Consider the following 26,188-nt stretch of genomic DNA (forward strand, 5'->3'; position numbering starts at 1 on the left):
GCCGGGAGGCTCTAGCCGACCGTACCGATGATGCTCACTTCGCGGTTTTCCGGGATCTCGTTATACGACAACACGTGCAGGCCGGGCGCAAACAGGCGCGCGTACCTGGCCAGCAGCGGGCGGATCTGTGGCAGCACCAGCAGCAGCGGCGGGGTTGCCTGCTGTTTCATCTGTTCGCGGGCGACCGGCATATTCACTTGCAATTGCGCAAGCAGGTTGGGGTCGATCGGATAGTTGTCGAGCACGACTTTACCGCCCTGGCGGGCCTGGTTCAGCGAGCCGAGCAGCATATTTTCCAGGTCGCCGCCCAGGTTGAACGCCTGCATCTCGGTGCGCTGGCCGAACAGGGAGGTGACGATCTGGCGCCGCAGCGCGCAGCGCACTTCCGCGGCCAGCAGAATCGGGTCCTTGGTGGTCTCGGAACTGTCCACCAGGGTCGTGGCGATCGGCACGATATCCTTGAGCGAGACGTTTTCCGCCAGCAGCACGCGGAACACGCGCAGCAGCTGCGTGTGGGTGAGCGACTTGTCGAGCGTGCCCGCCAGCTTGGGCGACAGCGCATTCAAGCGCTCGATCAGGTGCGGCACGTCTTCGTGGCGGAACAGCTCGGGCAGGTATTCCCGGATCAGCTTGGACAAGTGGGTGGCAATCGCGCTCGACGTCTCCACCACCTGGTAGCCCAGCCCCAGCGCGTTGGCTTTCTCGCTGGTCTCGATCCACGTCACCGGCATGCCGTAGGCCGGTTCGATGCCGGGAATGCCGTCGATGCTGCCGTAGACATTGGGCGACGGGATCGCCATCAGGCGGTCGGCAAACACTTCACCCTGGGCCACCACGCTGCCCGACAGGATCACCGAATACTGCGACGGCTTCATGCCGAGGTCGTCGCGCACCGAGATCGGCGGCAACAGCAGGCCCATTGCCTCCGACAGGCTCTGGCGCACGCCGCGCACGCGCTTGACCAGCGGTTCGCCCTGCGACTTGTCGATCAGGGAAACCAGCTTGTAGCCGAGCGCCACCTGCAGCGGCTGCGTGACCGGCAGGCTTTGCCATTCGATTTCCGGCGCATCCTCGCGCAGCGCCTTTTCAATGGCGGCGATATGCGTGGTGTCGGGCGCCTTGACCTGCTGCCCCAGCTTCCAGCCCACGTACGCCAACACGATGGCAAACGGCATGAACATCTGCCACGGCATGCCCGGCACCAGCGCCAGGATGAACATCATGCCGGCGGCGCTGAACATCACCTGCGGCGAGGTCAGGACCTGGTTGCCCACCTGCTGTTCGAAATCGCCAGTGTCGGAGATCCGGGTCACCAGAATGGCGGCGGCGGCCGACAGCAGCAGCGCCGGGATTTGCGCGACCAGGCCGTCACCGATGGTCAGCAGCGCATACTGCTTGAACGCGTCGCCGAACGACATGTCCTGCATGATGGCGCCGATCGCCACACCGCCCACCATGTTAATGATGAGAATGAGAATACTGGCGACCGCATCGCCGCGCACGAACTTGGAGGCGCCGTCCATGGCGCCGTAGAAGTCGGCCTCGGCCGCCACGTCCTTGCGGCGCACCTGAGCCTGTTCCTGGTTGATCAGGCCGGCATTGAGGTCGGCGTCGATCGCCATCTGTTTACCGGGCAACGCATCGAGGGTAAACCGCGCCGACACTTCCGAAATCCGCTCGGCGCCCTTGGTCACCACCATGAAGTTAATGATCATCAGGATCACGAACACCACGATACCGACCACGTAGTTACCGCCGATGACGACATGGCCGAACGCTTCGATCACCTGGCCGGCGGCATCGGTGCCCTGGTGGCCGTGCAGCAGCACCACCCGGGTGGAGGCCACGTTCAGGGTCAGCCTGAGCATGGTGGTGGCCAGGATCACGGTCGGGAATACCGAGAAGTCCAGCGGCCTGCGCGCCGACACCGACACCATGATGACGATCAGGGCCAGCACGATGTTGAACGTAAACATCACGTCCAGCAGGAAAGGCGGCAACGGCAGGATGATCATCGCCAGGATCGCCAGCAGGAAGGCCGGGGTGGCGAACTTGTGGCGGCGCGCCTCGACGATCAGCGCTTTGAAGAAATTCATGACTGCTTAACCTCGCTCATGGATGTGGGTACGACAACTTCTGTGGGTGGGACCGGCCGGGCATTACGGCGTCCGCCGTGGAACGCGCGCAATTGCAGCACGTAGTTCAGCACCTGCGACACCGCCTGGTACAGCTGCACCGGGATCTGCTGGTTGACCTGGCTGGTGTTGTAGATGGCGCGCGCCAGCGGCGGCAGCTCCATCACTTCGATCTCGAATTCCCTGGCAAGCTGGCGGATGTACAACGCCATCTCGTCGATGCCCTTGGCCACCACGAACGGCGCTTCGGCACGGTCGTGGTCGTATTTCAGCGCCACCGCGTAATGCTCCGGGTTGACGATGACGACGTCGGCCGTGGGCACGGTCTTGCGGGCGCTGCCGCGCGCCAGGGCCCGCTGCAACTGGCGGATCCGGCTTTTCACTTCGGGCCGGCCCTCGCTGGTCTTGTGTTCGTCCTTCTGATCCTGCTTGCTCATGCGCTGGTTCTTGGCGAAAAAATACGCCTGCGCCGGCACATCGACCAGCGCGAACAGCACGAAAATCACCACCATCGCCATCAGCCCGTCCATCATCAGCGACGCGCCCGCCACCATGGCCTGCCCCATCGGCATATGCTGCAACTCCATGTAGGCGCCGACGGTCGAGCGCGCCATATGGATGAGGACGGAGATCAGCACGCCGGCCTTGGCGATCGAAATCAACAGCTCGGTGCCGTGCTTGGCGCCGAACAGGCGACCCAGGTTGGCCATCGGGTTCATGCGCGAAAACTTGGGCGCCCAGTTCTTGGTGGATACCACCCAGCCACCGGGGATCATCGCTCCCATCATGATGCACATCGGAACGATGAACAAGGGCAGCACCATCTTGATGAACAACCACATCGACGTGATGAACAGCGTGGACATGGTGTTCTCGATCGCGCCTTCGCTGTCGAACGGCGCAAAGCTGGTGTGAAAAATCGCGTTGATGTCGGTCATATAGCTGGGCAGCAGGTACACGAACAATTTCAGGCTGACCAGGATGCCGATCGCGGTGGCCAGGTCGCGTGACCGGACCACCTGCCCTTCGTCGCGCGACTTCTTGAGCTTCTGGGCTGACGCCTTTTCGGTCTTGTCGCCGGTGCTGCCCTGGTCAGCCATGGGCGGCCGCCTGCATCTGCTGGCGTATCATTTCCAGCACCTGGTTGGTCATGCGCACGTAGTGCTCGGGAATGAATTTCACCAGTTCCCCCAGCATCATCAGGCCGAAAATGGTGATCACGGCAAAGCCGAGCGAAAACAGGTTCAGGCTCGGCGCCACGCGGTTCAAAAAGCCGAAACCCAGTTGCACCACGATGGTGGCAAACACCACTGGCAACGCCAGCAGCATCGCCGCCGAAAAAATCCACGCCACGTTGTAGGCCACCGCGTTGAGCAGCAGCGGCGAGTAGCCGTGCCCCAGTGGCCACGCATGGAAACTCTGGCCGAGGATGCCGACGATGACCAGGTGGCCGTCGATGGCAAAGAACACGATGATGGCCAGCGTGGACAGCAGCGCCGACACCACGTCCGAGGACTGGCCGTTGAGCGGATCGTTCATCACCGCCATCGACAAGCCCATCTGCGAAGTGACCATGTAGCCGAGCACGCCCACCACCGACATGGCAAAGTGGAATGCCAGGCCCAGCACGAAACCGATCAGCCCCTGCTCGATGGTGGCGACCACGCCGTGCATGGAAAACGGATCAATGGGGGCGTTCTGCGCGCCGATGCCGCCGGTCAGCGGCAGCATGACGATGGACAGCACCAGCGCGAGCAGGATGCGCACCGTGACCGGCGTGACCGCCTCGCCCAGCACCGGCGCGCCGATGAACATGGCAAGGATGCGGCAGAACGGCCACCAGATCGCGGTAAGCATGGGCAGCAGGTTGGCCAGGACCGGTTCCATGGGCAGCTAGCCCACCAGGGTGGCGGCGCGGGTAAAGATCGAGACGCAGTAATCCATCAGGTAGCCGGACATCCAGCGTCCCATCAGGATCACGGCCAGCAGCGTCACCAGCAGCTTCGGTAAAAAACTCAGCGTCTGTTCGTTGATCTGGGTGGCGGCCTGGAACAGCGCCACGATCAGGCCCACGACCAGGCCCGGCACCACCAGCATGACCACCAGCAGCATCACCATGTGCAGCGATTCGGCCACCAGGTCGACGGCGATTTCAGGAGTGAGCATGCAAGTTCCCCTTCGCCGTCAGTAGGCCTGGATACTGGTGACCAGCGTGTTGACCGTCAGCGTCCAGCCGTCGACCAGCACGAACAGCAGCAGCTTGAACGGCAGGGAAATGACCAGCGGCGAGAGCATCATCATCCCCATCGCCATCAGCACCGAGGCCACCACCAGGTCGATTACCAGGAATGGAATGAACAGCATGCAGCCGATCTGGAACGCGGTTTTCAGTTCCGACAGCACGAACGCGGCCAGCTTGACCGTGAAGGCGTGCTTGGTCGGGTCGGTGACATTATCTTCGCCGGCCAGGTGGGCGATCTGCCTGAGCGCGGCCTTGCTGGTTTGCGCCAGCATGAAGCGCGACACCGGCTGCTGGGCGATCTGCAGGGCGGTGTCGAGACCGATCTTGTCCTGGTCGTAGGGCACGAACGCTTCGGTCCATATCTGGTCGCCGATCGGGCGCATCACCAGCAAGGTCAGGATCAGCGCCACGCCGGTGATTACCCGGTTGGGCAAGCCCTGCTGCAAACCCAGGGCCTGGCGCAGCAAGGAGAGCACGATCACGAAGCGGGTAAAACTGGTCATCATCATGACCATCACCGGGAGCAAGCCCAGCAAGGTCATGATGATCAGGATCTGCATCTTGACCGTCAGCTCGGTCCTGGCGCCCGGCACCACGTTGGCCAGCAGGTCCACCGCGTGGGCGGCGCCCGGCAGCATGGCCAGCGCCACGGCAAGCGCAGCGCCGGCCAGCATGCCGATCTTCACCTTGTGCGTCGCCAGCTTGCCGGATCTTGACTCGACCACGGTCATGGGGTCATCAGGTCCAGGTTCAGGCCGTCGAGGTCCAGTACCTTGAGGCCGTAGTTCTCGCCTGCCACGACCACTTCGGCACGGCCGATGGCGGTGCCGTTGACCTTGATCACCAGCGGTTCGCCGGCCAGCACGTCGAGCTCGACCACGCTGTCGGGGCCGATGGCCATCAGGTCTTGCAGCGAAATGCGGGCGGAGCCCACTTCGAGCGTCAGCGTGACCGGGATCTTGCGCATCATGGCGGGCAGGTCGCGGCGCGGCGCCTGGGCGGCCACCGAGGTGTCGGCCAGCTCACCGCCGACTTGCTCGATGATCATTTCGTCGGACAGGTCTTCCAGCAGGGCGTCGTTGGGGTTGGCTACGTTCATGTTCATCGTTATTCAGCATCTTCAAAGGAGGTGAGGCAAAGCTTGCCCTTGTGCTCGGTCACGGCGGCCGTGAACAGGCGCGAGTCCTCGAGCAGGACGTCGGCCCGGTGCAAGCTGATCGGGATGATATCGCCGACTTGCAGGTCGTACAGGCTGCCCAGCATGACTTCCTTGCTGGCCAGGCGGCCCGTGATACCCAGGTGCAAGCGCTGCGCCAGCGGACCGGCCGGCTTGCGCTTTTTGGCGCCGTCGCGGTCGCGCAGCAGGCCGCGCAGCACGCCGGCCATCAATTGCTTGTCGAGCGCGAACCAGAACCGGCCCGCCGTCACGCCGCTGGTGGCGCCGGCAAGGGTGACCACGATCACCCACGCGCCTTTGGCGGGGTGGGCGCCGGTGGTCGGCTTGAAACCATAATCTTCGACCGGTTCTTCAGCGGCAGCCGCTGCGCCGCTCGGCAACCGCGCGCCCGGCGCCAGGTTGGTTTCGGGCAGATTGGCCTCGATGCGGCCGGCCAGAATGCCCGCTAACTGTTGCCCTAAAACCACAGCCAGGCGTTCCTCGGTGGCGGTCACGCGCACCGCTGCCTCGTCCACCTCGGCCACGCTGTCGCTCTTGGCGCCACTACTATAGCGATAGTTGAGGACGCTGAGCAACACCTTGCGTTCCAGCGAAAAAGCAATCTGGCCGGCTGGCGCGGCAAAACTGAGCCAGCGGCTGCTGGGGGCCGTGGCGCTGTCGATGCGGCTGAACTGTACGTCTTCCACCTGGAAGCCGCCCCAGTAGCGCCGGTGCATATTCAGGCGCATGGACTGCGTGAGGTCGTCACGCAACTGCGCCGCAAAGATGGGCAGCAGGTGCACGGGACGCCCTAACAGCGAGGGGTCCAGGACTTGATGTTGCGCAGTTTGTTTCGTCATTGTCGTATCAGGGGATGGTCCGGAAAATCGCACTAAATTTGCACCACAGTGCATCATCGCACCTCTCGCTCGCGAACAACAGACCGAGCGGGAATCGACACATAATTTATTTATTGCAACAGCATAACTGAAAGTAGGATGCTTCCGGTAGCGACAGCATACCCGAAAATTCACATTATTGCCATTGAACAATATTACCCTTGAATTGTGTCATCCGCCGTGTCGCATCATGTTTACGCAGGGCAAATAAACCTTTACAGGAGTATTGCTAGCCGGTAAGCTTATTCCAGCATTACTTGGTATTCGCTGCAACGCAACAAACCTTTCGCATCGTGCTTAGTGAATGATTTATAACGATATTTGCTCATAGAAAACATGATAAAAGGCCTTTGCAGCATGCGGCGCGTCGCCCCGCCAAGCGACAGTCAAACGTGAATTTTTTTCGGATTTCCCCCTACTTTTTCATTCAGCGCCATGTTACCCGGCTGGCCCGCGCCTGCTTTGCTGTCCCGACTTGTCCGACAAATCGAGATGGTAATTGAGCAACACTGTGACATATGCAACATGCAGTGTCGTACGAACGGAACACGCCAATGCGGGGCCTCAGGCAGTGCTTGCTGGGTGGTGGCAATCTGGCTATGTTAGGGACATCAACGCTGTAGTAACCGGAGGTAGCAATGAGTAACGGAATCGCAGGCCTGATCCAGGCCGACCTGGCCGCGCTGACCAACGCCGCGCAAGCGCTGTCAAACGCTGCCGTGGCCCCCGCCAGCCAGTTCGGCGCCAGTATGCCGCACCAGGGCTTCTCGTTTTCCCAGGCCATGCAAGACACCATTGGCAAGGTCAACGATGGCGATGTCGCCGCCGGCCAGAAGATGGCCGACGTGGAATCGGGCAAAAGCGACGACCTGATCGGCGCCATGCTGTCGAGCCAGGAAGCGAGCCTGTCCTTCTCCATGTTGATGCAAGTGCGTAACAAGGTGATGGGCGGCCTCGACGAGCTCATCAAGTTGCCGTTGTAATGACCCGCTGTAACCGCCCGCGAAAGTCCATCCGTGATTAACACCTTCAAGACCGCCTTCGGCCGCTGGCGCACCAACCCGGCCGCCATGTCCGTGTCCCCCAGCCTGCTCAAGAACCTCTACCCGCTGCTGCTGCTGGCAATCGGCGTGACGGCGCTGGTGCTGATGCTGTTGTGGAAAGACCAGTCCGATTACAAGCCGGTATTCGGCGCGCGCGAAAAAGTCTCGGCGTCCGACATGATGAATGTACTGGAAACTGAACGGGTGCCGTACCGCGTGCACCCGGAAAGCGGCCAGGTCCTGGTACCGGCCGACATGCTGGGCAAGGTCCGCATGCTGCTGGCCGCCAAGGGCGTCACCGCGCAACTGCCGGCCGGCCTGGAACTGATGGACAAGAACGATCCGCTGGGCGTGTCGCAATTCGTCCAGGACGTGCGCTTCCGCCGCGGACTCGAAGGCGAACTGGCGCAATCGATCATGACCATGGACGCGATCGCCCATGCGCGCGTGCATCTGTCGATCGCCAAGTCGAGCTCGTTTGTTTCGTCCGACGGCGACAAGTCGTCGGCCTCGGTGGTGGTGGCGCTCAAGCCGGGCGCCACCCTGCAACCGGAAGCGATTGCCGCCGTGATCAACATGGTCTCGGGCAGCGTGGCCAGCCTGGCGCCAGCGCGCGTCAGCCTGGTGGACCAGGCCGGCAACCTGCTGTCGTCGCACGTGGACCTGTCCGAAGGCTTCGATGGCGCCGCCGGCGGCAACGAAGCGGCCAAGCGCTACCAGGACGACGTCAAGCAAAACATCAAGGGTCTGCTCGGTCCGGTGATCGGCGACGACAATTTCCGCCTGTCGGTGGCCGCCACTGTGAGCAACGACCGGGTCGAGGAAACGGTCGAGAAATACGGCGCCGATCCGAAAGTGACCAGCGAAGCGATGCGCGAGGAGCAGGACCGCAACCGCATGGTGATGGGCGTACCGGGCACGCTGTCGAACCGGGCGCCGCCGGCCAATGCCAATCCGGCCGACGCCGCCAAGCCCGCCACCGATCCGGCCAACGGCAACGACGGCAGCGCGCGCAAGAACGCCACCACCCGCCAGTACGCTTACGATCGCAGCATCACCCAGACCAAGCGCAGCCGTGGCAGCCTGGAAAAACTGAGCGTGGCCGTGGTGCTGGCGCAAGCGGCCGCGCCAACGCCGGCCTCCGGCTGGAGTGCGGCCGAGATTGCCAATATCGACAAGCTGCTGCGCAACGGTCTCGGCATCAACGCCGAACGCGGCGACCAGCTGGTGGTCTCCGCCATGAACTTCCCGGCCAAGGCGGCCGTGGTGCCATGGTGGCAGGAACGCGACAACGTGGTCGATATCAGCTCGTACGTGATTTACGGCGTCGGCTTCCTGCTTGGCTACCTGCTGCTGCTGCGTCCGTTGCTGCGCCTGGTGACGATGCGCTTTGCCCCGGATCCGAAGGAACAGGCCCGCACTGCAACCGAACGCCGCGCGGCCGAAGCGGCCGCCGTGGCCGCCGCCCGCGAAGCCAAAGACGCCAATGGCAACCCGGTTGCCGCGCTGCCTGGCACCCCTGCCATGCCGGCGCTGGGCGCCGACGGCCTGCCGACGCTGCCAAGCGCCACCGGCCCGACCACCATGGTGCCGCTGCTGGAAAACTACGATCTGCCGCCACCAGGCTCGGCGGTGGATGTGATGGTCGATCACCTGAAAGTACTGGCCGAGAAAGAGCCGGAGCGCGTCGCCGAAGTCGTCAAACAATGGATGCAGAAAAATGGCCGAACTCAATAATTACCAGGATAACGACGGCGAATTTGGCGCTCAAGCCAAGCTGACGCCGGTCGAACAGGCCGCCATCGTGCTGCTGAGCATAGGCGAGGAACCGGCTGCCGCCGTGCTGCGCTGCCTGTCGCGCGAGGAGCTGATCGAAGTCACGCAAGTGATGTCGCGCATGAGCGGCATCAAGGTCGAATCGGTCAAGAACGCGATGCAGACCTTCTTCGACGACTACCGCCAGCAATCGGGTGTGCACGGCGCGTCGCGCAGCTACCTCAAGCGCTCGCTGGACCTGGCGCTCGGCTCCGACCTGGCCAACACGGTGTTGAACAATATCTACGGCGACGAACTGCGGCCGAAAATGGCGCGCCTGCAATGGGCTTCGCCGAAGTGGCTGGCCGAGTACATCTCCAACGAGCACGTGCAGATGCAAGCCGTGTTCCTGGCCTTCCTGCCGCCGGCGCTGGCCGGCCAGATCATCGACGCCCTGCCGGTCGAAGGCCGCGACCTGGTGCTGCTGAACCTGGCGCGCATGGACGAGATCGACCGCGAACTGCTGCAAGAGCTCGATGAGCTGGTGGTGCGTTGCCTGAGCTCGTTCGATTCGCAGAGCACCAGCGTCGAAGGCATCCGCCAGACCGCCGAGATTCTCAACCGCCTGCCAGGCAACCGCGCGCAGATGGTGGAGCTGCTGCGCGCCCACGACCCGGACGTGGTCTCGAAGATCGAACTGTCGATGTACGACTTCCTGATCCTGGCCAACCAGTCCGAAAATGCGCTGTCGCGCATCATCGAGGAAGTACCGCTCGAGCAATGGGCGATCGCGCTCAAGGGCGCCGAAGTGTCGATTCGCGATGCCATTCTCAAGACCATGCCGAAACGCCAGGCGCAAGCCTTCGAGGACATGATGCGCCGCGCCGGCCCGATGCCGATGTCGCGCATTGAGCAAACCCGCCAGGAAATCATGAACACCGTCAAGGCCCTGGCCGACAACGGCGAAGTCGAGATCCAGCTGTTTGCCGAACAGGTGGTTGAATGAAGCAGTTCCGCGCCTACCGCTTTCCGCCGCTGGCCCAGTTCACCAGCATGGCACAGCAGCGCGCGGCCGCCAACGGCAACGCCGGTGGCGGTGACGCTGGCGCCCAGTGGGCCGCCTCGGTCACCGAAGGCTTCGAACAAGGCCAGCGCGACGGCTATGAAATCGGCCTGGCCCGGGGCCAGGAAGACGGCTACGAAGCCGGCCGCAACGCCGGCCAGCAGCAGGGCCGCGAAGAAGGCCGCCACGAAACCCTGGTGGCCTACGACCAGATGGCGCGCCCGGTCGATGCCATGCTCAAGAGTTTGAAGAAGCTGCGTTCCGACTACCGCGCCGCCCAGCGCAAGGAAGTGGTGGACCTGGTGGCCAAGGTGGCGCGCCAGGTGATCCGCGCCGAGCTGGCCTTGCAGCCGGTGCAGCTGATGTCGCTGGTAGAGGAAACCCTGGCCTCGATGCCGCCCACCCGCGAAGAAATCGACGTTTACCTCAATCCCGAAGAACTCAAACGCATCACCGAGCTCGATCCCAAGCGTTCCAAGAAATGGCACCTGATCGGCGACGCCCGCCTGGAAGTGGGCGAATGCCGGATCAAGGCTGGCGATAATGAAGTCGATGCTGGCTGTCATCAACGTCTTGCTGCGGTCATGGAACAGGTCGATAATCAATTGCAGGCCGCCGACGGCGGTGATGATGACGATACGGAGAGCGAACAGTGATCGCCGATGCCTTGCGCAATCTCGAACTGGGCAGCGTTCCCATGGCCACCCCTACGGGTCGGCTGGTGGGCGCGTCCGGTTTGCTGCTCGAGGCGGTCGGCTGTCCCTTGCATACCGGCCAGCGTTGCCAGATCGAGACAGTGAGCGGCGAGTGGCTCGACGCCCAGGTCGTCGGTTTCCGCGACAAGGTGTCGTATTTGATGCCATTCAAAAAGGCGATCGGCCTGACCACCGGCGCGCGGGTGTTGCCTTCGCCCGACAAGATCAACCTGCAAATCGGTTCCGGCTGGCTGGGCCGCATGGTCAACGGCCTCGGTGAACCGATCGACGGCCTGGGCAAGCTGGGCGGCGACTTTCCGCTCGACTCGCAGCCGCCGCGCATCAACCCCCTCAGGAAGAAGCCGGTCACCGAGCCGCTCGATGTCGGCGTGCGCGCCATCAATGCCATGCTGACCCTGGGCCGCGGCCAGCGCGTGGGCCTGATGGCCGGCTCCGGCGTCGGCAAATCCGTGCTGCTGGGCCTGATGACGCGGCAGACCGTGGCCGACGTGGTCGTGGTGGGCCTGATCGGCGAACGCTCGCGCGAAGTGCGCGAATTCGTCGATATGTCGCTCGGTAAAGAGGGCTTGCAGAAGGCGGTGCTGGTGATCGCCCCGGCCGACGAAAGCCCGCTGATGCGCATCATGGCCACCGAATTGTGCCACTCGATCGCGGCGCATTACCGCGACCAGGGCAAGAACGTGCTGCTGCTGGTCGATTCGCTGACCCGCTACGCGATGGCGCTGCGCGAAGTGGCGCTGGCGCTGGGCGAGCCGCCGGCGACCAAGGGTTATCCGCCATCGGTATTTTCCGCCCTGCCCCAGCTGGTGGAATCGGCCGGCAACGGCGAAAACCAGGTAGGCAGCATGAGCGCCATCTACACCGTGCTGGCCGAAGGCGACGACCAGCAGGATCCGGTGGTCGATACCGCGCGGGCGATTCTCGACGGCCACATCGTGCTGACCCGCGAACTGGCCGAGCGCGGCCATTACCCGGCGATCGATATCGGCCAGTCGATCAGCCGCTGCATGAGCCAGGTGATCACGCCGGAGCACATGCTGGCGGCGCGCGCGCTGAAAGCGAGCATGTCGCGCCACGACCGCGTGCGCGACCTGATACCGCTGGGCGCCTATGTACCGGGCGCCGACCTGGTCACCGACAAGGCCGTGATGCTGCATCCGCGCGTGGAACAGTTCCTGTGCCAGGGCACCAAGGAAGAAGCGCCGTACGCGCCATGCATCATCCAACTTGAAACGCTGATGAAGTGACACCTTGAAGTGAGACCGACACTATGAGCCAGCACAACATCCGCAACCTGACCACCCTGGTCGCCCTGCGCAACACCGAAGTGGAGCGCCTGCAGACCGAGATGGCCGAAAAGACCAACTTGCGCGATCGTTACCAGAAAAACCTCGACCGCCTGACCGGGCTGTACGTCAACATGGGCGCCAGCGGCAACCTGCACCCTGCCCTGGCCGGCAATTGCGGCGACTACAAGCAGGCCGTGATGGTGATGGCCGACAACCACCGGGTGGACCTGCATTTGCACGAGGCCGACATGGCGGTGTCGCAGCAGGCGCTCAACGCGGCCTGGGCCAAGCGCGAGGTATTGGGCAAGGTGCTCGACAAGCAGCACAAGGTGGTTCAGAAGGAGCAACATTCCAAGGAACGCAAGCAGCATGATGAATTGGCAACGCAAGCGTGGTGGCGCGGGCAAAAGTAAGTGGGCTTGCGCGCAACACCGGAAAAATAGTTAAAAAACTTTTCATATGGAAACGATTAGGGTCGCCTTGTATCAGGGTACACTCACTCATTGTTTCCAGGAGCAACAAAATGGCCGTCATCACCAGTCCAACCTACGATCCGCAAACCACGGCCACCAACTTGGCCAACGCCTATATCAAGGCGCCCCAGGCCGTGCTCGACGCCCAGGTCGCGCGGGACAAATCCGACACGGCCGCGCTGGCGACGCTGGGCACGGCCTTGTCCACGTTCCAGACCGCGATCAACGCGCTGGCCAATGGCGCCAGCAAGACCATCAGTGCGCGCGGCGCCACCTTCAGCGACACCACCATTGCCACCGGCAGCGCCGGCGCGCTCGCTGCTGCCGGCAGCTATTCGTTCTACGTGGAACAGGTGGCCACGGCCGGCCAGGTATCGTTCGGCATCAGCAACGGCCTGGCGCCGAATAACGGCAAGCTGAACATCAAGATGGGCGACAACTCGAACATCGAGATCGACCTGGCCACGGCCAACACTGACAACAATGGCGAACTGACGCCGAAGGAAATCGCCGCCGCCATCAACGCGTCGGCCGACAACGACGGCAAGCTGACCGCATCGACCATCACCATCAACGGCGACACCCGCCTGGTGCTGACCTCGACCAAGACCGGCAAGGACGCCGGCGTGGAAGAGATCACGCTGACCGGCGCCAGCGACCAGACGCTGGCCGACGATCTGGCGGACAAGACCATATTGACCGCTGCCAACAACGCGATTGTCTGGTCCGGCCCCAAGACCACCGGCACCAAGATCGAACAGGCTTCCAACACCTTCACCGTCATCGACGATGTGAGTTTCACCATCGCCAAGGCGCAGGGCGCCAGCGATGCGCCAATCACGCTCAAGGTAGGTGCCGACACTGCCGCCACCACCGCCAATGTCCAGGCGTTTGTCACGGCATATAACAATTTGTATAACGCCGTCAACGCGCTGACCCAGGCCGGCAACGCCGCCAGCAACGTCACCCCGGGTGTGCTGAACGCCGACTCGGGCGTCAAGGCGCTGCGCGACCAGCTGGGCACCGCCTTGCGTGCGGCGACCGGCGGCCTGTCCCTGGTGAGCTTTGGCATTACCGGCAATCGCGACGGCACGCTGTCGCTCGATACCGCGCGCCTGACCAAGGCCGTGGCCGCCAACCCGGGATCACTGGACACCATGTTCGGCAGCTCGTCGTCGCTGGGCCTGAACGACAGCGGCGTGCTCGGTAAAATGAACAAGCTGATCAGCAGCTGGACCGACACTTCCAAAGGTACGATCTCGGTGCGCAAGCAGGCCAGCGCCAAGCTGCAAAGCCAGCTGGCCGACCGCCAGACCGCGCTGGAAGTGCAGTTCAACAATGCCTACCGCCGCTACCTGACCCAGTTTACGACGTTGCAGCAGTTGCAGTCGTCGATGACCAACACGTCGAACCTGTTCACGGAGCTGTTCTCCAGCAGTAGTAAAACTTAAAGCATCAACCACGGGCGGCAACCGCCGCCTTTTACATAGTACGGTGAACACCATGTTGAATCACGAAGCTTATAGCAGTTACCACGCCACCAACCTCGACGCGCAGGTCGCCCGCGCCTCGCCCGTCGAACTGGTGCTGGTATTGACCGACGGCCTGCTCGAAGAGCTGGCGCGCGCGCGCGGCCATATTGCCGGCAAACGCTACGAGCTCAAGGCGATTAGCCTGAACAAGTGCACCGACATCATCAACGGTCTGTCGAGCTCACTCGACTACGACAACGGCGGCGAGGTGGTCAAGAATCTCGGCCGCCTCTACGAATACTGCGCCAGCCGCCTGTACACGGCCGGCATCAATCTCGACCCGCTGGTGATCGACGAAGTGATCGCCCTGCTGACCACCATCAAGAAAGGCTGGCTTGGCGTCCAGGCCAAGGCCAATGGTGGATAGGCAACGCACACTGCTGTCGCTGACGCAAAAAATGCATGCCGCTGTCGGCGCGGAAGACTGGTCGATGCTGGCGGCGCTGAACACGCTGCTGTCCACGACCCTGCCGCAGATGGCGGCGCAAGGTCCGTGGGACGCGGCCGAAAAGGCCGCCCTCTCGGCCCTGTACCAGGTACACCAGGAAGCCGCCCGCCGCTGCGACCTTGCCACCGCAGAAGTCGGCCGCAAGCTCAGCGAATTGCAGGCGAATAAAGAAGGCTTGCTCGCCTATGCGCTGGACAGCGAGCTGGCAGAAAACGGATACACAGCATGACCATGACCATCACCAGCCCGGCCACGCCGGGCACCACCAGCACCCTCAGTACCGGCATTGCAGCAGCCGGGCAGCCGGGTGCGAGCGAAGATTTCTTGTTGAACGGCATCGTTGGCCGCCAGCCCGCGCCGGCCGGCGCCCCGGTCAACGCCGCTGCGCCGGGCATGCCGGCCGTACCGACCGACCGCGCCGCGCAAGCGCCGCTGTTTGCGCACATCATGGACACGACCACCGAAGGTGACGCGACCGTTGCTGCACCAGCAGGCGCTACTGCCACGCAAGAGCCAGCCGATGCCGATAATGCCGGCATCGCCGCCGCGGGGGCGCCCGCCATCATCGTCGCCCCCGTCTTCGCTGCCGTCATGGCCCCCGCCATCGCGCTGCCTGCCCTGGCCGGCAACCGGTCCATCGCGCCGGCGCCGGTCGCGGCCGACACCACGGTGAGTACTGCGGTCAGCGCGGTGGCTGGCACAAGTGCCGGCGCCACGCTGTATCCGTCCGCTACCCCGTTCAACCTGCCTGCCGCGAATATCGCCGTGACCACGCCTTCAGGCGCGGCACCGCAGGCCAGCTATACCGCGCTGCAGGATGCCAACCAGTTGGCGCTGGCACAGCAAGCTGCGCGTGTCACCGAGGACATCGGCGCGCCGTTATTGGCCACGTACGGCTATGCATCCGCAGTCACGCCAGCGAACCCGCAACTGGTCGAGGCCGCAACCGCCGCAGCAGTCACAACAACCTCACCGCGCACGTCCGGCATCCCGGTTACCGGCATGATCCCGGCTGTTGCCAGTCACGGGGGCACCGTAGCCGACGCGGCCGCACCTGCGGTCTCCAACACCGCCATCACGGAAAATGCCGTGCCTGCCTCGGTCGCGGGCTCGGTCAAGCCATTCAACCCGGCGCTGGCCACCAACGCCGCTGCCATGCCAGGCCACCAGGCAGGCGCGGCGCCAACCACGACGGCCGCTGCTGCTGCCAGCACCATGGCTGCAACGGCGGACAGGACGACCGCCACGACGGCCGCCACGGCACCGGCAACGACACGGTTCGCCACGTCGGAGTATGCAGCCGCTCCCGCAGTGGCAACGATCGTGGCCGAGGCAAGCGGCCAGCAATTCAGCGGGCGCAAGGCCGCTGCGGTGGCCAATGCGGCGCTGCCACTCCCGGCCAATGCGTCATTGCCACCCTCGACCAATGCGGCAATTCCATTCCCGACCGCTGCCGCACAGCCACTCCGCGCAACCGCCGCAGCTACCGCCAGCGCGACCATTGCCAGCTACCCTGCCATTACCGGGGCTGCCCAGTCCCGCGCGATGCCTGCCGTGGCCAGCGCAGGTGTGGACGTCGCCGTGCCCGCACCAGTTGCAGCCAACCGCGACCATGGTCTCGGCATGTCCAGCGACGACGGCCAGGCAACGGCGAAATTTACCAGCGCACTGGCGGCCACTGCCAGCGCTACCCCGCCCACCGTGGCGGCCGCAGCGACAACGCCTGCCGGCTTCGCCGCGCCCGTCAAGCTGGCGGGGGCGCCGGAACAATGGCAGCAACCACTGCGCGAAGCGCTGGGCGACCGCCTGCAAGTGAATTTGCAACGTAACAACAACCAGGCCGTGATCCGCCTCGACCCGCCAAACATGGGCAGCATCGAGATTTCGATCCGCCAGAGCGCCGGCGCGCTGCAAGTGAACCTGTCCGCCAGTAACAGCGAGGTCGTCCGCCAGCTCAACGCCATCGGCGATTCGGTGCGCCAGGACCTGGCCACCCGCCAGTTCAGCGACGTGGCGGTGACGGTATCGACCGCCCGCACGTCGGCCCTGTCGCAAGCGACACCGCAGCCATCCTATTCGCAGGGGCAGCCAGATGGCGGCCGCCAGCAGCAACAGGAGCAGGAACGCGGTCGCAACCCGGGCCGGGCCCTGTACCAGGATGACTCGAAACCAGTTTTTGCCATGAATGACCAGGAGTAATCTGTAGATGAACAAGAAAATAATTGTCGCGATCGCGCTGGTCGTCGTGGTTGGCGCGGCCGTGGCCGGCGGTGCGTTCTGGTATATGTCCAAGGACGCCCACGCGGAAGAGACTTCTGCCGATGGCAAGAAGGCCGCGAAGAAGGAAGAGAAAAAGAAAGAAGGTCCCCCAAAGTACATGACGGTGGACAAGGTCATCATCATGCTCAAGCGTCAGCCCGGTGACACCAGTTCCCACTACATGTCGGCCGACCTGGTGATCACCACGGACGAGAAGACCGAGAAGCAGGCCAAGGAACATTTGCCGATGTTGCGCAGCGTTGCCGTACGCACGCTGTCCGACCTGACCATGGCCACCGCCCAGACCATGACGATCGACCAGTTTGCGGCGGCATTGAACAAGGCTTTCGATGAAGCGTACGAGCACGAAGGCCTGGACAAGCCGTTTACCGATGTCATGATCGGCAAGCTCATCATTGAGTAAGCCACAGCCAGCATGGTTAACAGTGGAGCGGGCATGGCCTATGTAGAGCATCCTGGCAATGCGTATGCCGATGGTTACGGCGACGGCGGCGACGGCGCGGTGGCGATGCACAGCCCGGCCGACGAGCAGAAATACCTGCTGTCGTATGCGCCGCTGGTCAAGCGCATCGTGCGCCAGCTCAACTCGCAGGTGGCGGGGGCAATCGACCGCGACGACATGGAGCAGATCGGCCTGATCGGTTTGCTGGAAGCGCTGCGCCGCTATGGCGCGCCCGACGAAACGTTCGGCAGCTATGCCAGCTTGCGCATCCGCGGCGCCATCCTCGACGAGTTGCGGCGCCAGGACTGGCGCCCGCGCGCGGTGCGCCAGCACAGCCACAAATTGCGCGACAGCGTGCGTGCGCTGACCCGCAAGCTGGGCCACGAACCGAGCGAACAGGAAATCATGACCGGGCTGTCCTTGACGCCCGAGCAATACCAGGCTTACCAGCTCGACGAGAATGCCGAGCTGATCGCCAGTTTCGATGAAGTACTGCAGGAATCCGTGGGCCAGGACAGCGCCCCGGGGCCGGAAGAGCAATTGATCGTGCGGCGCAGCCTGGAGCAGGCCTTGCGCAGCCTCGACGAGCGTGAGCAGCGGGTGGTGCAGATGTACTACGAATTCGAACTGAGCTACAAGGAAATCGCTGCCGTGCTGGATCTGACCGACGCCCGCGTCTGCCAGCTCAACAAGGCGGCCCTGAACAAAATGAAAGCCGTGCTGCAAGCCGCGTAGCGACTCGCACAACACGACCACCAGGAATCAAGAAAATGACGCGGAAAGGCGAATCATCATGCAGCAACTAGTTGGCATCCTCATCATTTTAGGTAGCGTCTTCGGCGGCTTTGCCCTGATGGGCGGCACGTTCCACCAGATCTGGCACCCGCTCGAGCTGATCGTGATCGGCGGCGCCGGCCTCGGTGCATTGGTGCTGGGTAACCCGACCCACGTGCTCAAGGAGCTGATGACGCAGATCAAGAAGATCATCGTCCGCAAAAAATACGACTCCGAATTCCAGCGCCAGTTGCTGCTGCTGATGTACGAACTGCTGCAACTGGCCGCCGGCGGCCTGAAAGCGCTGGACGCCCACGTCGAAGCGCCCAAGGACAGCCCGCTGTTCCAGCGCTACCCGCGCGTGCTGGAAGAGCCGAAGCTGCTGGCCTTCATCGTCGATAACTTCCGCCTGATGGCAATGGGCAAGATCAACGCGCACGAACTCGAAGGCGTGCTGGACCAGGAGCTGGAAGCGCTGCACACCGAGCTCGAACAACCGGCCAAGTCGCTGGGCAAGATCGGCGAAGCGATGCCGGGATTCGGCATCCTGGCGGCCGTGCTCGGTATCGTGATCACCATGAGTACCGTGAGCCAGGGCGCCACCTCGGGCGAGATCGCCGAAAACGTCGGCGCGGCCATGGTCGGCACCTTCATCGGTATTTTCCTGTGTTACGGCCTGATCGATCCGCTGTGTAATATGCTCAAGCAGCTGGTCAACCAGGAGGCGTCGAACAAGGAAACCGTCAAGGTGGTGCTGGTGACCCACGTGGCCGGCAAGCCGGCGCTGCTGGCGATCGACTCGGGCCGCCGCCTGGTGCCGCTGAACATCAAGCCGAGCTTCGCCCAGCTCGAACGCTGGATCAACGATCTGGAAGGCCGCGACAGCGAACCGGCCGACGACAGCCGCCGGGGAGGTCGTGGTGCTAAAGCCGCATGAGAAAGCGCATGACCAGACCATCGTCAAGCGCGGTGGCGGCAAGCACAAGCACGACGACCACGGCGGGGCCTGGAAGGTAGCCTTCGCCGACTTCTGCCTGGCGCTGATGTGTTTGTTCCTGGTGCTGTGGCTGATCGCCGCCCGCAATACCGAGGCGCTGGAGCAGGTCATGACCGAATCGGACGGCGCCAAGACCGACCAGGGCAAGGGCGTGATGCCCGAGCAGGTGGGCGGCCCGCGCGGCAGCCTGATCGAACGGTTCCCGATGCCGCATACCGGCAGCACCGACCAGCCCGGCGAAAAGCTGGCGCCGGGCGAGCCGGCCGATCCGACGTCCGCCGCCAAGGTCAAGTACGAAAGCCCGGACGATTTGCAGGCGCTGTCGAAGGCGCTCACCAAGATGAGCGCCGACTTCGGCCTCACGTCCAACCTGGAAGCGGTGGTCACGCCCTACGGCTTGCGGGTGATGCTGCACGACACCGACAAGCAAGGCATGTTCGTGCGTGGCAGTGCCGTGCCGACCGACAAGTTCCGCGCCCTGCTGCGCAAGATGGGACCGCTGTTCGCAAAGATGGAAAACCAGATGCTGATCGTCGGCCATACCGACTCGATGCAGTACGCCGATACCAGTTATGCGGCGTTTTCCAACTGGACGCTGTCGGCCAACCGCGCCATGTCGGCCCGCGCCCAGTTGCTGGCCGGTAGCATGAATGCGGAATCGGTGCTGCAAGTGGTGGGCATGGCCGACCGCGCCCCGCTCGATGTCAAGCGCGCCGATGCCGGCGTCAACCGCCGCATCGAACTGCTGATCCTGACCACCAGCCAGGCCAAAACCATCGCCTCGATGTTCGGCATGCCGGACCGCACGGTGCCGCTGACCGAGCAGATCAACACTGCCCTGCCCGATCCCGGCCTGCTGCAAAAGCTGCGCGATTCGCTGGGCCGCAACAACTGACGCTACAATAACGCCATGCAAACCAAGCCAACCAGAGGCACCCGTATGAGAATCACGACCGCGACTCCCGACGGCATGGCCATCCAGCGTGTTGCCGAGCCGGCGCCGGTGGACGGCGCCGACGCTCCCGCTGCGGCGGCCACTGCAGCGCCGCTGCAGTCGGCGGTGATGCAGCCGGCGCTGCAAGCGATGCGCGACATGCCGGAAATCGACCAGGAAAAAGTGGACATGCTGCGCGACGCGCTGGCCAAGGGTGAACTGCCGTTCGATCCGGCCAAGCTGGCCGGCCTGATCCAGCGCTTCCATGGAGTGGAAAAGTGAGCAACCCGGCGTCGCCCCCGCCGGTATCGCGCCAGGAAGCCATGCGCGCGCTGCTGGCCGGCATAGCCGCCGACATGCAGGCATATGCCGGCCTGGCGGCGCTGCTGGAAGAGCAATTTGACGCTGCGCTGCGCCACCAGGGGCCGCGGCTGGGCGATATCGCCGAAAAAATCACCGGCATGGTGGCCGAAGCCGACGCCCGCCGCATCCAGCGCGTTGCACTCGCGCAACACCTGAATGGCCCGAACGGGACCATGGCACAAGCATTTGCCTTGCTCAAACCGGCAGCCCGCGAGAAAATGGAAGCCGACTGGCTGGCGCTCGAAGCGCTGGTCATCGAATGCAAGCGTTTATCGAAGCGCAATGCCGATTTGCTGGTCGAACAGCATGGCATCATGCAGCGCGTGCTGCATGGCGAAGAACACATTTATGAGCCAATTTAATCCCACTGCTTTTACTGCGGCGACCGCCGCCACTGCCTCGAACATCAGCGCCACCCGGCCCACGGCCGGCTTTGGCGGGATGGTCTCGACCGGCGCATTTTCGAGCACGTTCCAGCAGGTGCAAAGCGACGTGGTTGGCTATATCAGCCGCGGTGATGGCGGTTTCAGCAGCTCAGGGGCAAATTCTGCGGCGCCGTCATCGGCCCAGGCCATGCAACTGGCGGCCTTGAATGCCAGGCACGCTACCGGCGTCATCGACGATGGCGGCATGGACAGCGACAGCCGCCAGCAATTCCTGGCGTCGGTCACGCCCTGGGCCAGCGAAGCGGCCGACAAGCTGGGGGTCTCTCCCGAACTGGTGGTGGCCCATGCGGCGCTGGAGTCCGGCTGGGGCCGGCAACCGCTGCGCAAGGGCGGCATCGACACCAACAACCTGTTCGGCATCAAGGCCGGTAGCGGCTGGCAGGGCGATGTCGCCAGCGCCACCACCACCGAGTTCGAACACGGCGCCATGCTCAAGAAGACCGAGCGCTTCCGCAGCTACCCGGACACCGCCAGCGCGTTCCGCGATTACGCAGAACTTTTAGCCGGCAACCCGCGCTACCAGGGCGCGCTCAACACGGGCAGCGATGCCCGTGCCTTTGCCAACGGCCTGGCACGCGGCGGCTATGCCACCGATCCCGGCTACGCCGACAAGCTGGCCCGCCTGGCCACGCAGTTGCAGCGCGCCTCTGCTGCTACGGCCGACTGACACCCCGACCAGACCAGCCATGCAGGCTGCCCCGCCAGCTGCCGGCGCCGGTCTGTCCATCCGGTATCAGCGTGCCGCAGGCGTATCCGCCGGCTGCACCGCCCCCGGCCCCGTCACCCGCGCGCGGATGATGTTGCCACTGGAATTGCGCACGCGCACCTGGCTGCCCTTGGCGCCCGCATCCATGGCTTCGCCCGACATCGACACCGTGACCTGGTCGCGGCTGGCGATAATGTTAACAAGGTCACCACGCTTGACCAGGATCGGCGATGCCAGCGAACCGGTACGCAACACTTCGCCCACGCGCACGGTGCGCTTGGCACTCATCCCCACGACCTCTTGCGGATCCGACACACTGTCTCCCACCGTCGAAATATCGTGGCGCTCAAGCAACACATCTTCATCTGTAATGATTTTTCCGGCGCCGATGTCATTGGCCGCAATCACGATCCGCGCCGACACCTTGGCGCGCACCACGAACTCGTAACGCCAGCTGCCACCGCGCGCACCGTCGCCGCTGCAAATGGCGTTGAAACGCATGCGCGCGGGCTGGCGGGTGTCCGCCGCCTCGACTGATACTGCACTGCCGCATGAGGCCAGCGGACGGCTGCCGCGCACCACCGTGATGTCGAATTCGGGCTCGGCCAGGCCGCGACTGTCGGCCCAGCGCAACACATACTCGCGCGCAGCGTCCTCTACCAGCAGCAGTACTTTGTCTGCGGGAACAGGCGCGGCATGGGCGGAAGTGTTAAAAAAGATGCTTCCGGTTAGCAACATTCGGCTCAAACCAGTTACAATAGTTTTGTTGAACATGGGCAATACCTCTACTATGATGCAAGCGAACGGGCCTGTCGTGCGAGACCAACATTCTACATGCCGAGCAAGATTGCAATGAGGAATAGGCGGGAAATTTCCGCTGCGCAATAGAGCTTAACAGTTACATAGTATTCACTGAAACACCATTCGATCCTGCAAGGAGACCACCATGGGCATCAATTTCAACCAGGTAACCGGCGTCCACGGCGATGCGCTGCAACTGCGGGCGGAACGCACCCGCATTCTCGCGGCCAACCTGGCCAATGAAAACACTCCCGGCTTCCAGGCGCGTGACATGGACTTCGGCGCCGCCCTGGCCAATCTGCAAGCCGAAGCCTCCGGCGAACCAGGCGGCGATGGCGAAGCCGCCCAGATGTACCGCGTGCCATTCCACCCTGCCCGCGACGGCAATACCGTCGAACTTGGCGTCGAACAGGCGGCATTCTCGCAAAACGCGGCCGACTTCCAGACCAGCCTGACCTTCGTCAACATGAAATTCAAGGGTCTGGCCAAGGCCATCGCCGGTCAGTAAGACTGCCCAACCACCGTAAGGGAACGACATGTCGTTTAAAGATATTTCCGAGATCGCCGGCTCGGCCATGGCCGCACAGAGCGTGCGTCTCAATACCATTGCCTCCAACCTGGCCAATGCCGACGCCGTGGCCGGCAACGAGGGCGAAACCTACCGCGCCCGCAAACCGGTGTTTGCCACCGTGCTGGGCGAAAACAGCGAAGGCATGATGACCGGTGGCAAGGTGCAGGTGCTGGACGTGGTCGAGTCGTCCGAACCGCTGCGCAAGGTGTACGAACCGGGCCACCCGATGGCCAATGCCGACGGCATGGTGTTCTACTCCAACGTCAACGAAGTGGCGGAGATGGCCGACATGATGTCGGCCTCGCGCGCGTTCGAAACCAATGTCGAAGTCATCGGCCGCATCCGCACGATGCAGCAATCCCTCCTTAAACTTGGTGAAAGTTAAGTCATGGCAGTCAGTCTTCTCAATAACGGCACCACCACGACCGGCACCGGCGTCAGCAACGCGGTAACACCGAACACGGCCAGCGAAGCGTCGGAGATGTTCACCAAGCTGCTGGTCGCGCAGATCCAGAACCAGGATCCGCTGTCGCCATCGGACCCGGCGCAGTTCGTCCAGCAACTGACGCAACTGTCGCAGACCGAGGCGCTGCAAAAGCTCTCGACCCTGACCAGCGCCAACTCCAGCATTCTGCAGAGCATGCAAGTGCTGTCGCTCGGTGCGCAGGTGGGCTCCGACGTCATGGCCCAGTCCACCCAGGTCCGCGTCGATGGCACCACGCCCGTCAGCGGGCAGGTGGTGCTGGAAACGAGCAGCACCAATACCAACCTGGTGCTGACCGGCGACAACGGCGAGAAATATACGGTCAAGCTTGGCACCCAGGCGCCCGGCAATGTTCCGTTCACCATCGACCCGGGCACGCTGGGCCTCAAGGAAGGTACTTACACCATGGCGGTGGAAACCAGCACCAAGGAAACCCCTGCCATCGACATCCAGGGCCGCCTGAACAGCGTGCGCATTTCGGCGACCGGCGGCGTGGTGCTCAACGTCGCCAACCTGGGCGAAATCGATCCCGGCAACATTACTGCGTTTAACGGCAAGCCTGCTTTAGCCATTCAATAATTCAATCTCTTAAAGGATTTCCATCATGAGTTTCGATATCGCATTGTCTGGCATCCAGGCCATCAACGAGGCCCTCAACAGCACCAGCCAGAACATCGCCAATGCCGGCACCTATGGCTACAAGGCCCAGGGCGCGAACTTCTCGTCGCTGGTGTCCGGCGAACTGCAGACCGGTGTCACCATCGGTTCGGTCACCCAGAACATCAGCAAACCGGGCGGCGTGCTGAGCACTGGCCGCTCGCTGGACGCGGCCATCAACGGCGGCGGCTTCTTCATCGCCAAGGCAGCCAATTCCGACGTGCCGCAGTACTCGCGCGTGGGCATTTTCGAAACGTCCAAGGATGGCTACCTGGTCGATACCCAGGGCAACCGCGTGCAAGGCTACCCGATCAATCCCCTGACGTCGGCGATGGGCGCCGTGGGCGACTTGCCGATCCAGACCGGCGCGATCCCGGCCGTGGCCTCGGGCAAGATGACGTATGTCGGCAATATGTCGGCCGACTGGACCACCCCGGCCGCCTGGGGCACGGTGCCGGTCACGGGTACAGTCGCGATCACGCCACAGAACCCGCCTGACCCGAGCACCTTCAACATGTCGAAAGCGACGGTCATCTACGATACCCTGGGCGGCAAGCACACGCTGACCCAGTACTTCGCCCGCGACGCGGCATCGCCGAACACGGTCAACGTCCGCTACCTGCTCGACGGCGCCGAGTTGCCAGACAAAACGCCGACCGTCCTGAAATTCGACACAGCTACCGGCTCCCTCAATGACGTCAACGGCCAGCCCGCCGACCCCGTCACCGGCGCCATCGCCAGCACGACCACGATCGACCTGACCGGCATCACGCTGGCCAACGGCGCCAACCTGACCAAGCTGACCATCGATTACGACGGCAGCACCGGCAACTCCGGCGAAGCGACCACGTCCGCCAACAATGCCGAAGGCTATGCCTCGGGCACCTATACCAGCCTGGCGCTGGGTAACGACGGTTCGCTGATCGCCACCTACTCCAACGGCCAGAAACAGACCGTGGGCAAACTGGCGCTGGCCACCTTCGTCAACGAAGGCGCGCTGACCACGATCAGCGGCACCAGCTGGACCGAGTCGCTGGAATCGGGCCGTCCGCTGGTCAACGCACCGGGCACCGGCACGGGCGGCACCATCACCAGCTCGTCGCTGGAACAGTCGAACGTCGACATCACGTCCGAACTGGTGGGCCTGATGACGTCGCAACGCAACTACCAGGCCAACTCGAAAGTCATCCAGACCGAGAGCACGATGATGCAATCGCTGATGCAGGCGATCTAAGGTAACGCATGGATTCGTTGATCTTCACCGCCATGAGCGGGGCCGAGCGGGCCCTGCGCGGCCAGCAGGTACGCGCCAACAACCTGGCCAATGCCGATACCGTGGGCTTCCGGGCCGACATGGAAATGTCCACCTCGCAGTCCGTGCAGGGTTACGGCTACGACGACCGCCACATGGCGCAGTTGCAGGCCAACTCGGTCAATACCCGGCAGGGCACGCTCAAGGCCACCGGCCGCGAGCTCGACGTGGCGATCTCGGGCGCCGGTTTCCTGACGGTCGAGGGACCGACCGGCGAAGCCTATACCCGCGCCGGCGCCATGGTGCTCGATGAAACCGGCACCCTGCGCATCAACGGTAACGTAGTGCTGGGCGAAGGCGGCCCCATCACGCTGCCCGAGTACAGCAAGATCGACATCGGCACCGATGGCACCATTTCGATCCAGAACCCGGGCACCACCACCATGCAAACCGTGGACAAGCTGCGCCTGGTGAAGGCCGAAGGCTCGGAGCTGACCAAGAACGAGTCCGGCCTGCTGATCGCGCGCGACGGCGTGCCGCTGGCGACCGATCCGACCGTGGTATTGCAATCCGGTCACCTGGAAGGCAGCAACGTCTCGGCGGTGGAAGAAATGGTCGCCACCATGAGCCTGAACCGCACCTTCGAAGTCCAGATGAAGTTGTTCAAGTCCACCGACACCATGGCCGAAACCGGCAATCGCCTGATCAGCGGCTAAGCTGATCCCAACAG

At 63.4% G+C, this 26,188-nt stretch carries 30 protein-coding genes; 22 read left to right on the top strand and 8 right to left on the bottom strand.

Annotation, left to right across the window (positions count from 1 at the left end):
- Positions 1-11: 11 nt before the first annotated feature.
- Genes SR858_RS14950 through SR858_RS14980 form a run of 7 tightly spaced genes read right to left on the bottom strand, consistent with a single transcriptional unit; the run spans position 12 to position 6,393 of the window.
- Positions 12-2,096: a flagellar biosynthesis protein FlhA gene (locus SR858_RS14950; RefSeq protein WP_019919802.1), complete on the bottom strand. Its 2,085-nt coding sequence runs from the start codon at positions 2,094-2,096 to the stop codon at positions 12-14.
- Positions 2,093-3,235, bottom strand: a complete 1,143-nt coding sequence (locus tag SR858_RS14955; RefSeq protein ID WP_019919803.1) for an EscU/YscU/HrcU family type III secretion system export apparatus switch protein — start codon at positions 3,233-3,235, stop codon at positions 2,093-2,095. The genes SR858_RS14950 and SR858_RS14955 overlap by 4 nt, the downstream gene beginning before the upstream one ends.
- Positions 3,228-4,022: a flagellar biosynthetic protein FliR gene (gene fliR / locus SR858_RS14960; RefSeq protein WP_019919804.1), complete on the bottom strand. Its 795-nt coding sequence runs from the start codon at positions 4,020-4,022 to the stop codon at positions 3,228-3,230. Before fliR ends, SR858_RS14955 begins: the two co-directional genes overlap by 8 nt.
- 6 nt (positions 4,023-4,028) lie before the next feature.
- Positions 4,029-4,301: a flagellar biosynthesis protein FliQ gene (fliQ, locus tag SR858_RS14965; RefSeq protein WP_019919805.1), complete on the bottom strand. Its 273-nt coding sequence runs from the start codon at positions 4,299-4,301 to the stop codon at positions 4,029-4,031.
- 18 nt (positions 4,302-4,319) lie between these two features.
- The gene (fliP, locus tag SR858_RS14970) at positions 4,320-5,108 is read right to left on the bottom strand and encodes a flagellar type III secretion system pore protein FliP (protein ID WP_019919806.1); all 789 of its coding nucleotides are present in this window, start codon (positions 5,106-5,108) and stop codon (positions 4,320-4,322) included.
- Complete coding sequence (locus SR858_RS14975; RefSeq protein WP_019919807.1) at positions 5,105-5,482, bottom strand: FliM/FliN family flagellar motor switch protein; 378 nt, start codon at positions 5,480-5,482, stop codon at positions 5,105-5,107. Before SR858_RS14975 ends, fliP begins: the two co-directional genes overlap by 4 nt.
- Before the next feature lie 2 nt (positions 5,483-5,484).
- On the bottom strand, positions 5,485-6,393 hold the full coding sequence (locus tag SR858_RS14980) for a FliM/FliN family flagellar motor switch protein (protein ID WP_154819701.1): 909 nt from the start codon (positions 6,391-6,393) through the stop codon (positions 5,485-5,487).
- Positions 6,394-7,070: 677 nt separating this feature from the next.
- Here SR858_RS14980 and SR858_RS14985 point away from each other — a divergent pair.
- The 17 genes from SR858_RS14985 to SR858_RS15065 all read left to right on the top strand — a co-directional run bounded on the left by SR858_RS14985 (position 7,071) and on the right by SR858_RS15065 (position 21,654).
- The gene (locus SR858_RS14985) at positions 7,071-7,415 is read left to right on the top strand and encodes a flagellar hook-basal body complex protein FliE (RefSeq protein WP_019919809.1); all 345 of its coding nucleotides are present in this window, start codon (positions 7,071-7,073) and stop codon (positions 7,413-7,415) included.
- A 33-nt stretch (positions 7,416-7,448) separates the two neighbouring features.
- Positions 7,449-9,212, top strand: a complete 1,764-nt coding sequence (gene fliF / locus SR858_RS14990) for a flagellar basal-body MS-ring/collar protein FliF (RefSeq protein WP_019919810.1) — start codon at positions 7,449-7,451, stop codon at positions 9,210-9,212.
- A complete protein-coding gene (locus tag SR858_RS14995; RefSeq protein ID WP_019919811.1) occupies positions 9,196-10,236 on the top strand; it encodes a flagellar motor switch protein FliG in 1,041 nt (346 codons plus the stop codon). The genes fliF and SR858_RS14995 overlap by 17 nt, the downstream gene beginning before the upstream one ends.
- A complete protein-coding gene (gene fliH, locus SR858_RS15000; protein WP_019919812.1) occupies positions 10,233-10,949 on the top strand; it encodes a flagellar assembly protein FliH in 717 nt (238 codons plus the stop codon). The genes SR858_RS14995 and fliH overlap by 4 nt, the downstream gene beginning before the upstream one ends.
- Complete coding sequence (fliI, locus tag SR858_RS15005; RefSeq protein ID WP_019919813.1) at positions 10,946-12,256, top strand: flagellar protein export ATPase FliI; 1,311 nt, start codon at positions 10,946-10,948, stop codon at positions 12,254-12,256. The genes fliH and fliI overlap by 4 nt, the downstream gene beginning before the upstream one ends.
- A gap of 23 nt (positions 12,257-12,279) precedes the next feature.
- Positions 12,280-12,711, top strand: a complete 432-nt coding sequence (gene fliJ, locus SR858_RS15010; protein WP_019919814.1) for a flagellar export protein FliJ — start codon at positions 12,280-12,282, stop codon at positions 12,709-12,711.
- A 110-nt stretch (positions 12,712-12,821) separates the two neighbouring features.
- Positions 12,822-14,222: a flagellar filament capping protein FliD gene (gene fliD / locus SR858_RS15015; protein ID WP_019919815.1), complete on the top strand. Its 1,401-nt coding sequence runs from the start codon at positions 12,822-12,824 to the stop codon at positions 14,220-14,222.
- Positions 14,223-14,274: 52 nt separating this feature from the next.
- Entirely contained in the window at positions 14,275-14,670 is a 396-nt protein-coding gene (gene fliS / locus SR858_RS15020) for a flagellar export chaperone FliS (RefSeq protein ID WP_019919816.1), read from the top strand.
- A complete protein-coding gene (locus SR858_RS15025; RefSeq protein ID WP_019919817.1) occupies positions 14,660-14,980 on the top strand; it encodes a hypothetical protein in 321 nt (106 codons plus the stop codon). The genes fliS and SR858_RS15025 overlap by 11 nt, the downstream gene beginning before the upstream one ends.
- Complete coding sequence (locus SR858_RS15030) at positions 14,977-16,950, top strand: flagellar hook-length control protein FliK (protein WP_020647633.1); 1,974 nt, start codon at positions 14,977-14,979, stop codon at positions 16,948-16,950. Before SR858_RS15025 ends, SR858_RS15030 begins: the two co-directional genes overlap by 4 nt.
- Positions 16,951-16,957: 7 nt before the next feature.
- Positions 16,958-17,434, top strand: coding sequence for a flagellar basal body-associated FliL family protein (locus SR858_RS15035; RefSeq protein WP_019919818.1), 477 nt, complete (start codon positions 16,958-16,960; stop codon positions 17,432-17,434).
- A gap of 33 nt (positions 17,435-17,467) precedes the next feature.
- Positions 17,468-18,208, top strand: coding sequence for a FliA/WhiG family RNA polymerase sigma factor (locus tag SR858_RS15040; protein WP_019919819.1), 741 nt, complete (start codon positions 17,468-17,470; stop codon positions 18,206-18,208).
- 58 nt (positions 18,209-18,266) lie between these two features.
- Positions 18,267-19,184, top strand: a complete 918-nt coding sequence (motA, locus tag SR858_RS15045; protein WP_019919820.1) for a flagellar motor stator protein MotA — start codon at positions 18,267-18,269, stop codon at positions 19,182-19,184.
- Positions 19,168-20,139, top strand: coding sequence for a flagellar motor protein MotB (locus SR858_RS15050; protein WP_026636909.1), 972 nt, complete (start codon positions 19,168-19,170; stop codon positions 20,137-20,139). The genes motA and SR858_RS15050 overlap by 17 nt, the downstream gene beginning before the upstream one ends.
- Before the next feature lie 45 nt (positions 20,140-20,184).
- Positions 20,185-20,460 carry a flagellar biosynthesis anti-sigma factor FlgM gene (gene flgM, locus SR858_RS15055; protein ID WP_026636910.1) on the top strand — a complete coding sequence of 92 codons (276 nt, stop codon included), beginning with the start codon at positions 20,185-20,187 and terminating at the stop codon, positions 20,458-20,460.
- Complete coding sequence (gene flgN / locus SR858_RS15060) at positions 20,457-20,903, top strand: flagellar export chaperone FlgN (RefSeq protein ID WP_019919823.1); 447 nt, start codon at positions 20,457-20,459, stop codon at positions 20,901-20,903. The genes flgM and flgN overlap by 4 nt, the downstream gene beginning before the upstream one ends.
- Positions 20,890-21,654 (top strand): glycoside hydrolase family 73 protein, encoded by a 765-nt coding sequence (locus SR858_RS15065; RefSeq protein WP_019919824.1) that lies wholly within the window; start codon positions 20,890-20,892, stop codon positions 21,652-21,654. The genes flgN and SR858_RS15065 overlap by 14 nt, the downstream gene beginning before the upstream one ends.
- Before the next feature lie 66 nt (positions 21,655-21,720).
- Here the strand turns inward: SR858_RS15065 and flgA are convergent, their stop codons facing one another.
- Positions 21,721-22,467: a flagellar basal body P-ring formation chaperone FlgA gene (gene flgA, locus SR858_RS15070; RefSeq protein ID WP_154819702.1), complete on the bottom strand. Its 747-nt coding sequence runs from the start codon at positions 22,465-22,467 to the stop codon at positions 21,721-21,723.
- Positions 22,468-22,639: 172 nt separating this feature from the next.
- Here flgA and flgB point away from each other — a divergent pair, with 172 nt between their 5' ends.
- From flgB to SR858_RS15095, 5 genes are read left to right on the top strand one after another with little or no spacing between them, the layout of a single operon-like run.
- On the top strand, positions 22,640-23,002 hold the full coding sequence (flgB, locus tag SR858_RS15075; protein ID WP_019919826.1) for a flagellar basal body rod protein FlgB: 363 nt from the start codon (positions 22,640-22,642) through the stop codon (positions 23,000-23,002).
- Between the two features lie 28 nt (positions 23,003-23,030).
- Complete coding sequence (gene flgC / locus SR858_RS15080) at positions 23,031-23,450, top strand: flagellar basal body rod protein FlgC (protein WP_019919827.1); 420 nt, start codon at positions 23,031-23,033, stop codon at positions 23,448-23,450.
- A 3-nt stretch (positions 23,451-23,453) separates the two neighbouring features.
- A complete protein-coding gene (locus SR858_RS15085; protein WP_019919828.1) occupies positions 23,454-24,128 on the top strand; it encodes a flagellar hook capping FlgD N-terminal domain-containing protein in 675 nt (224 codons plus the stop codon).
- Positions 24,129-24,153: 25 nt separating this feature from the next.
- On the top strand, positions 24,154-25,440 hold the full coding sequence (locus tag SR858_RS15090) for a flagellar hook protein FlgE (protein WP_019919829.1): 1,287 nt from the start codon (positions 24,154-24,156) through the stop codon (positions 25,438-25,440).
- Positions 25,441-25,448: 8 nt separating this feature from the next.
- Entirely contained in the window at positions 25,449-26,174 is a 726-nt protein-coding gene (locus tag SR858_RS15095; protein ID WP_019919830.1) for a flagellar basal body rod protein FlgF, read from the top strand.
- Positions 26,175-26,188: the final 14 nt, after the last annotated feature.

It is taken from the genome of Duganella zoogloeoides (assembly GCF_034479515.1).
In the GTDB taxonomy this organism is placed as follows: domain Bacteria; phylum Pseudomonadota; class Gammaproteobacteria; order Burkholderiales; family Burkholderiaceae_D; genus Rugamonas; species Rugamonas zoogloeoides.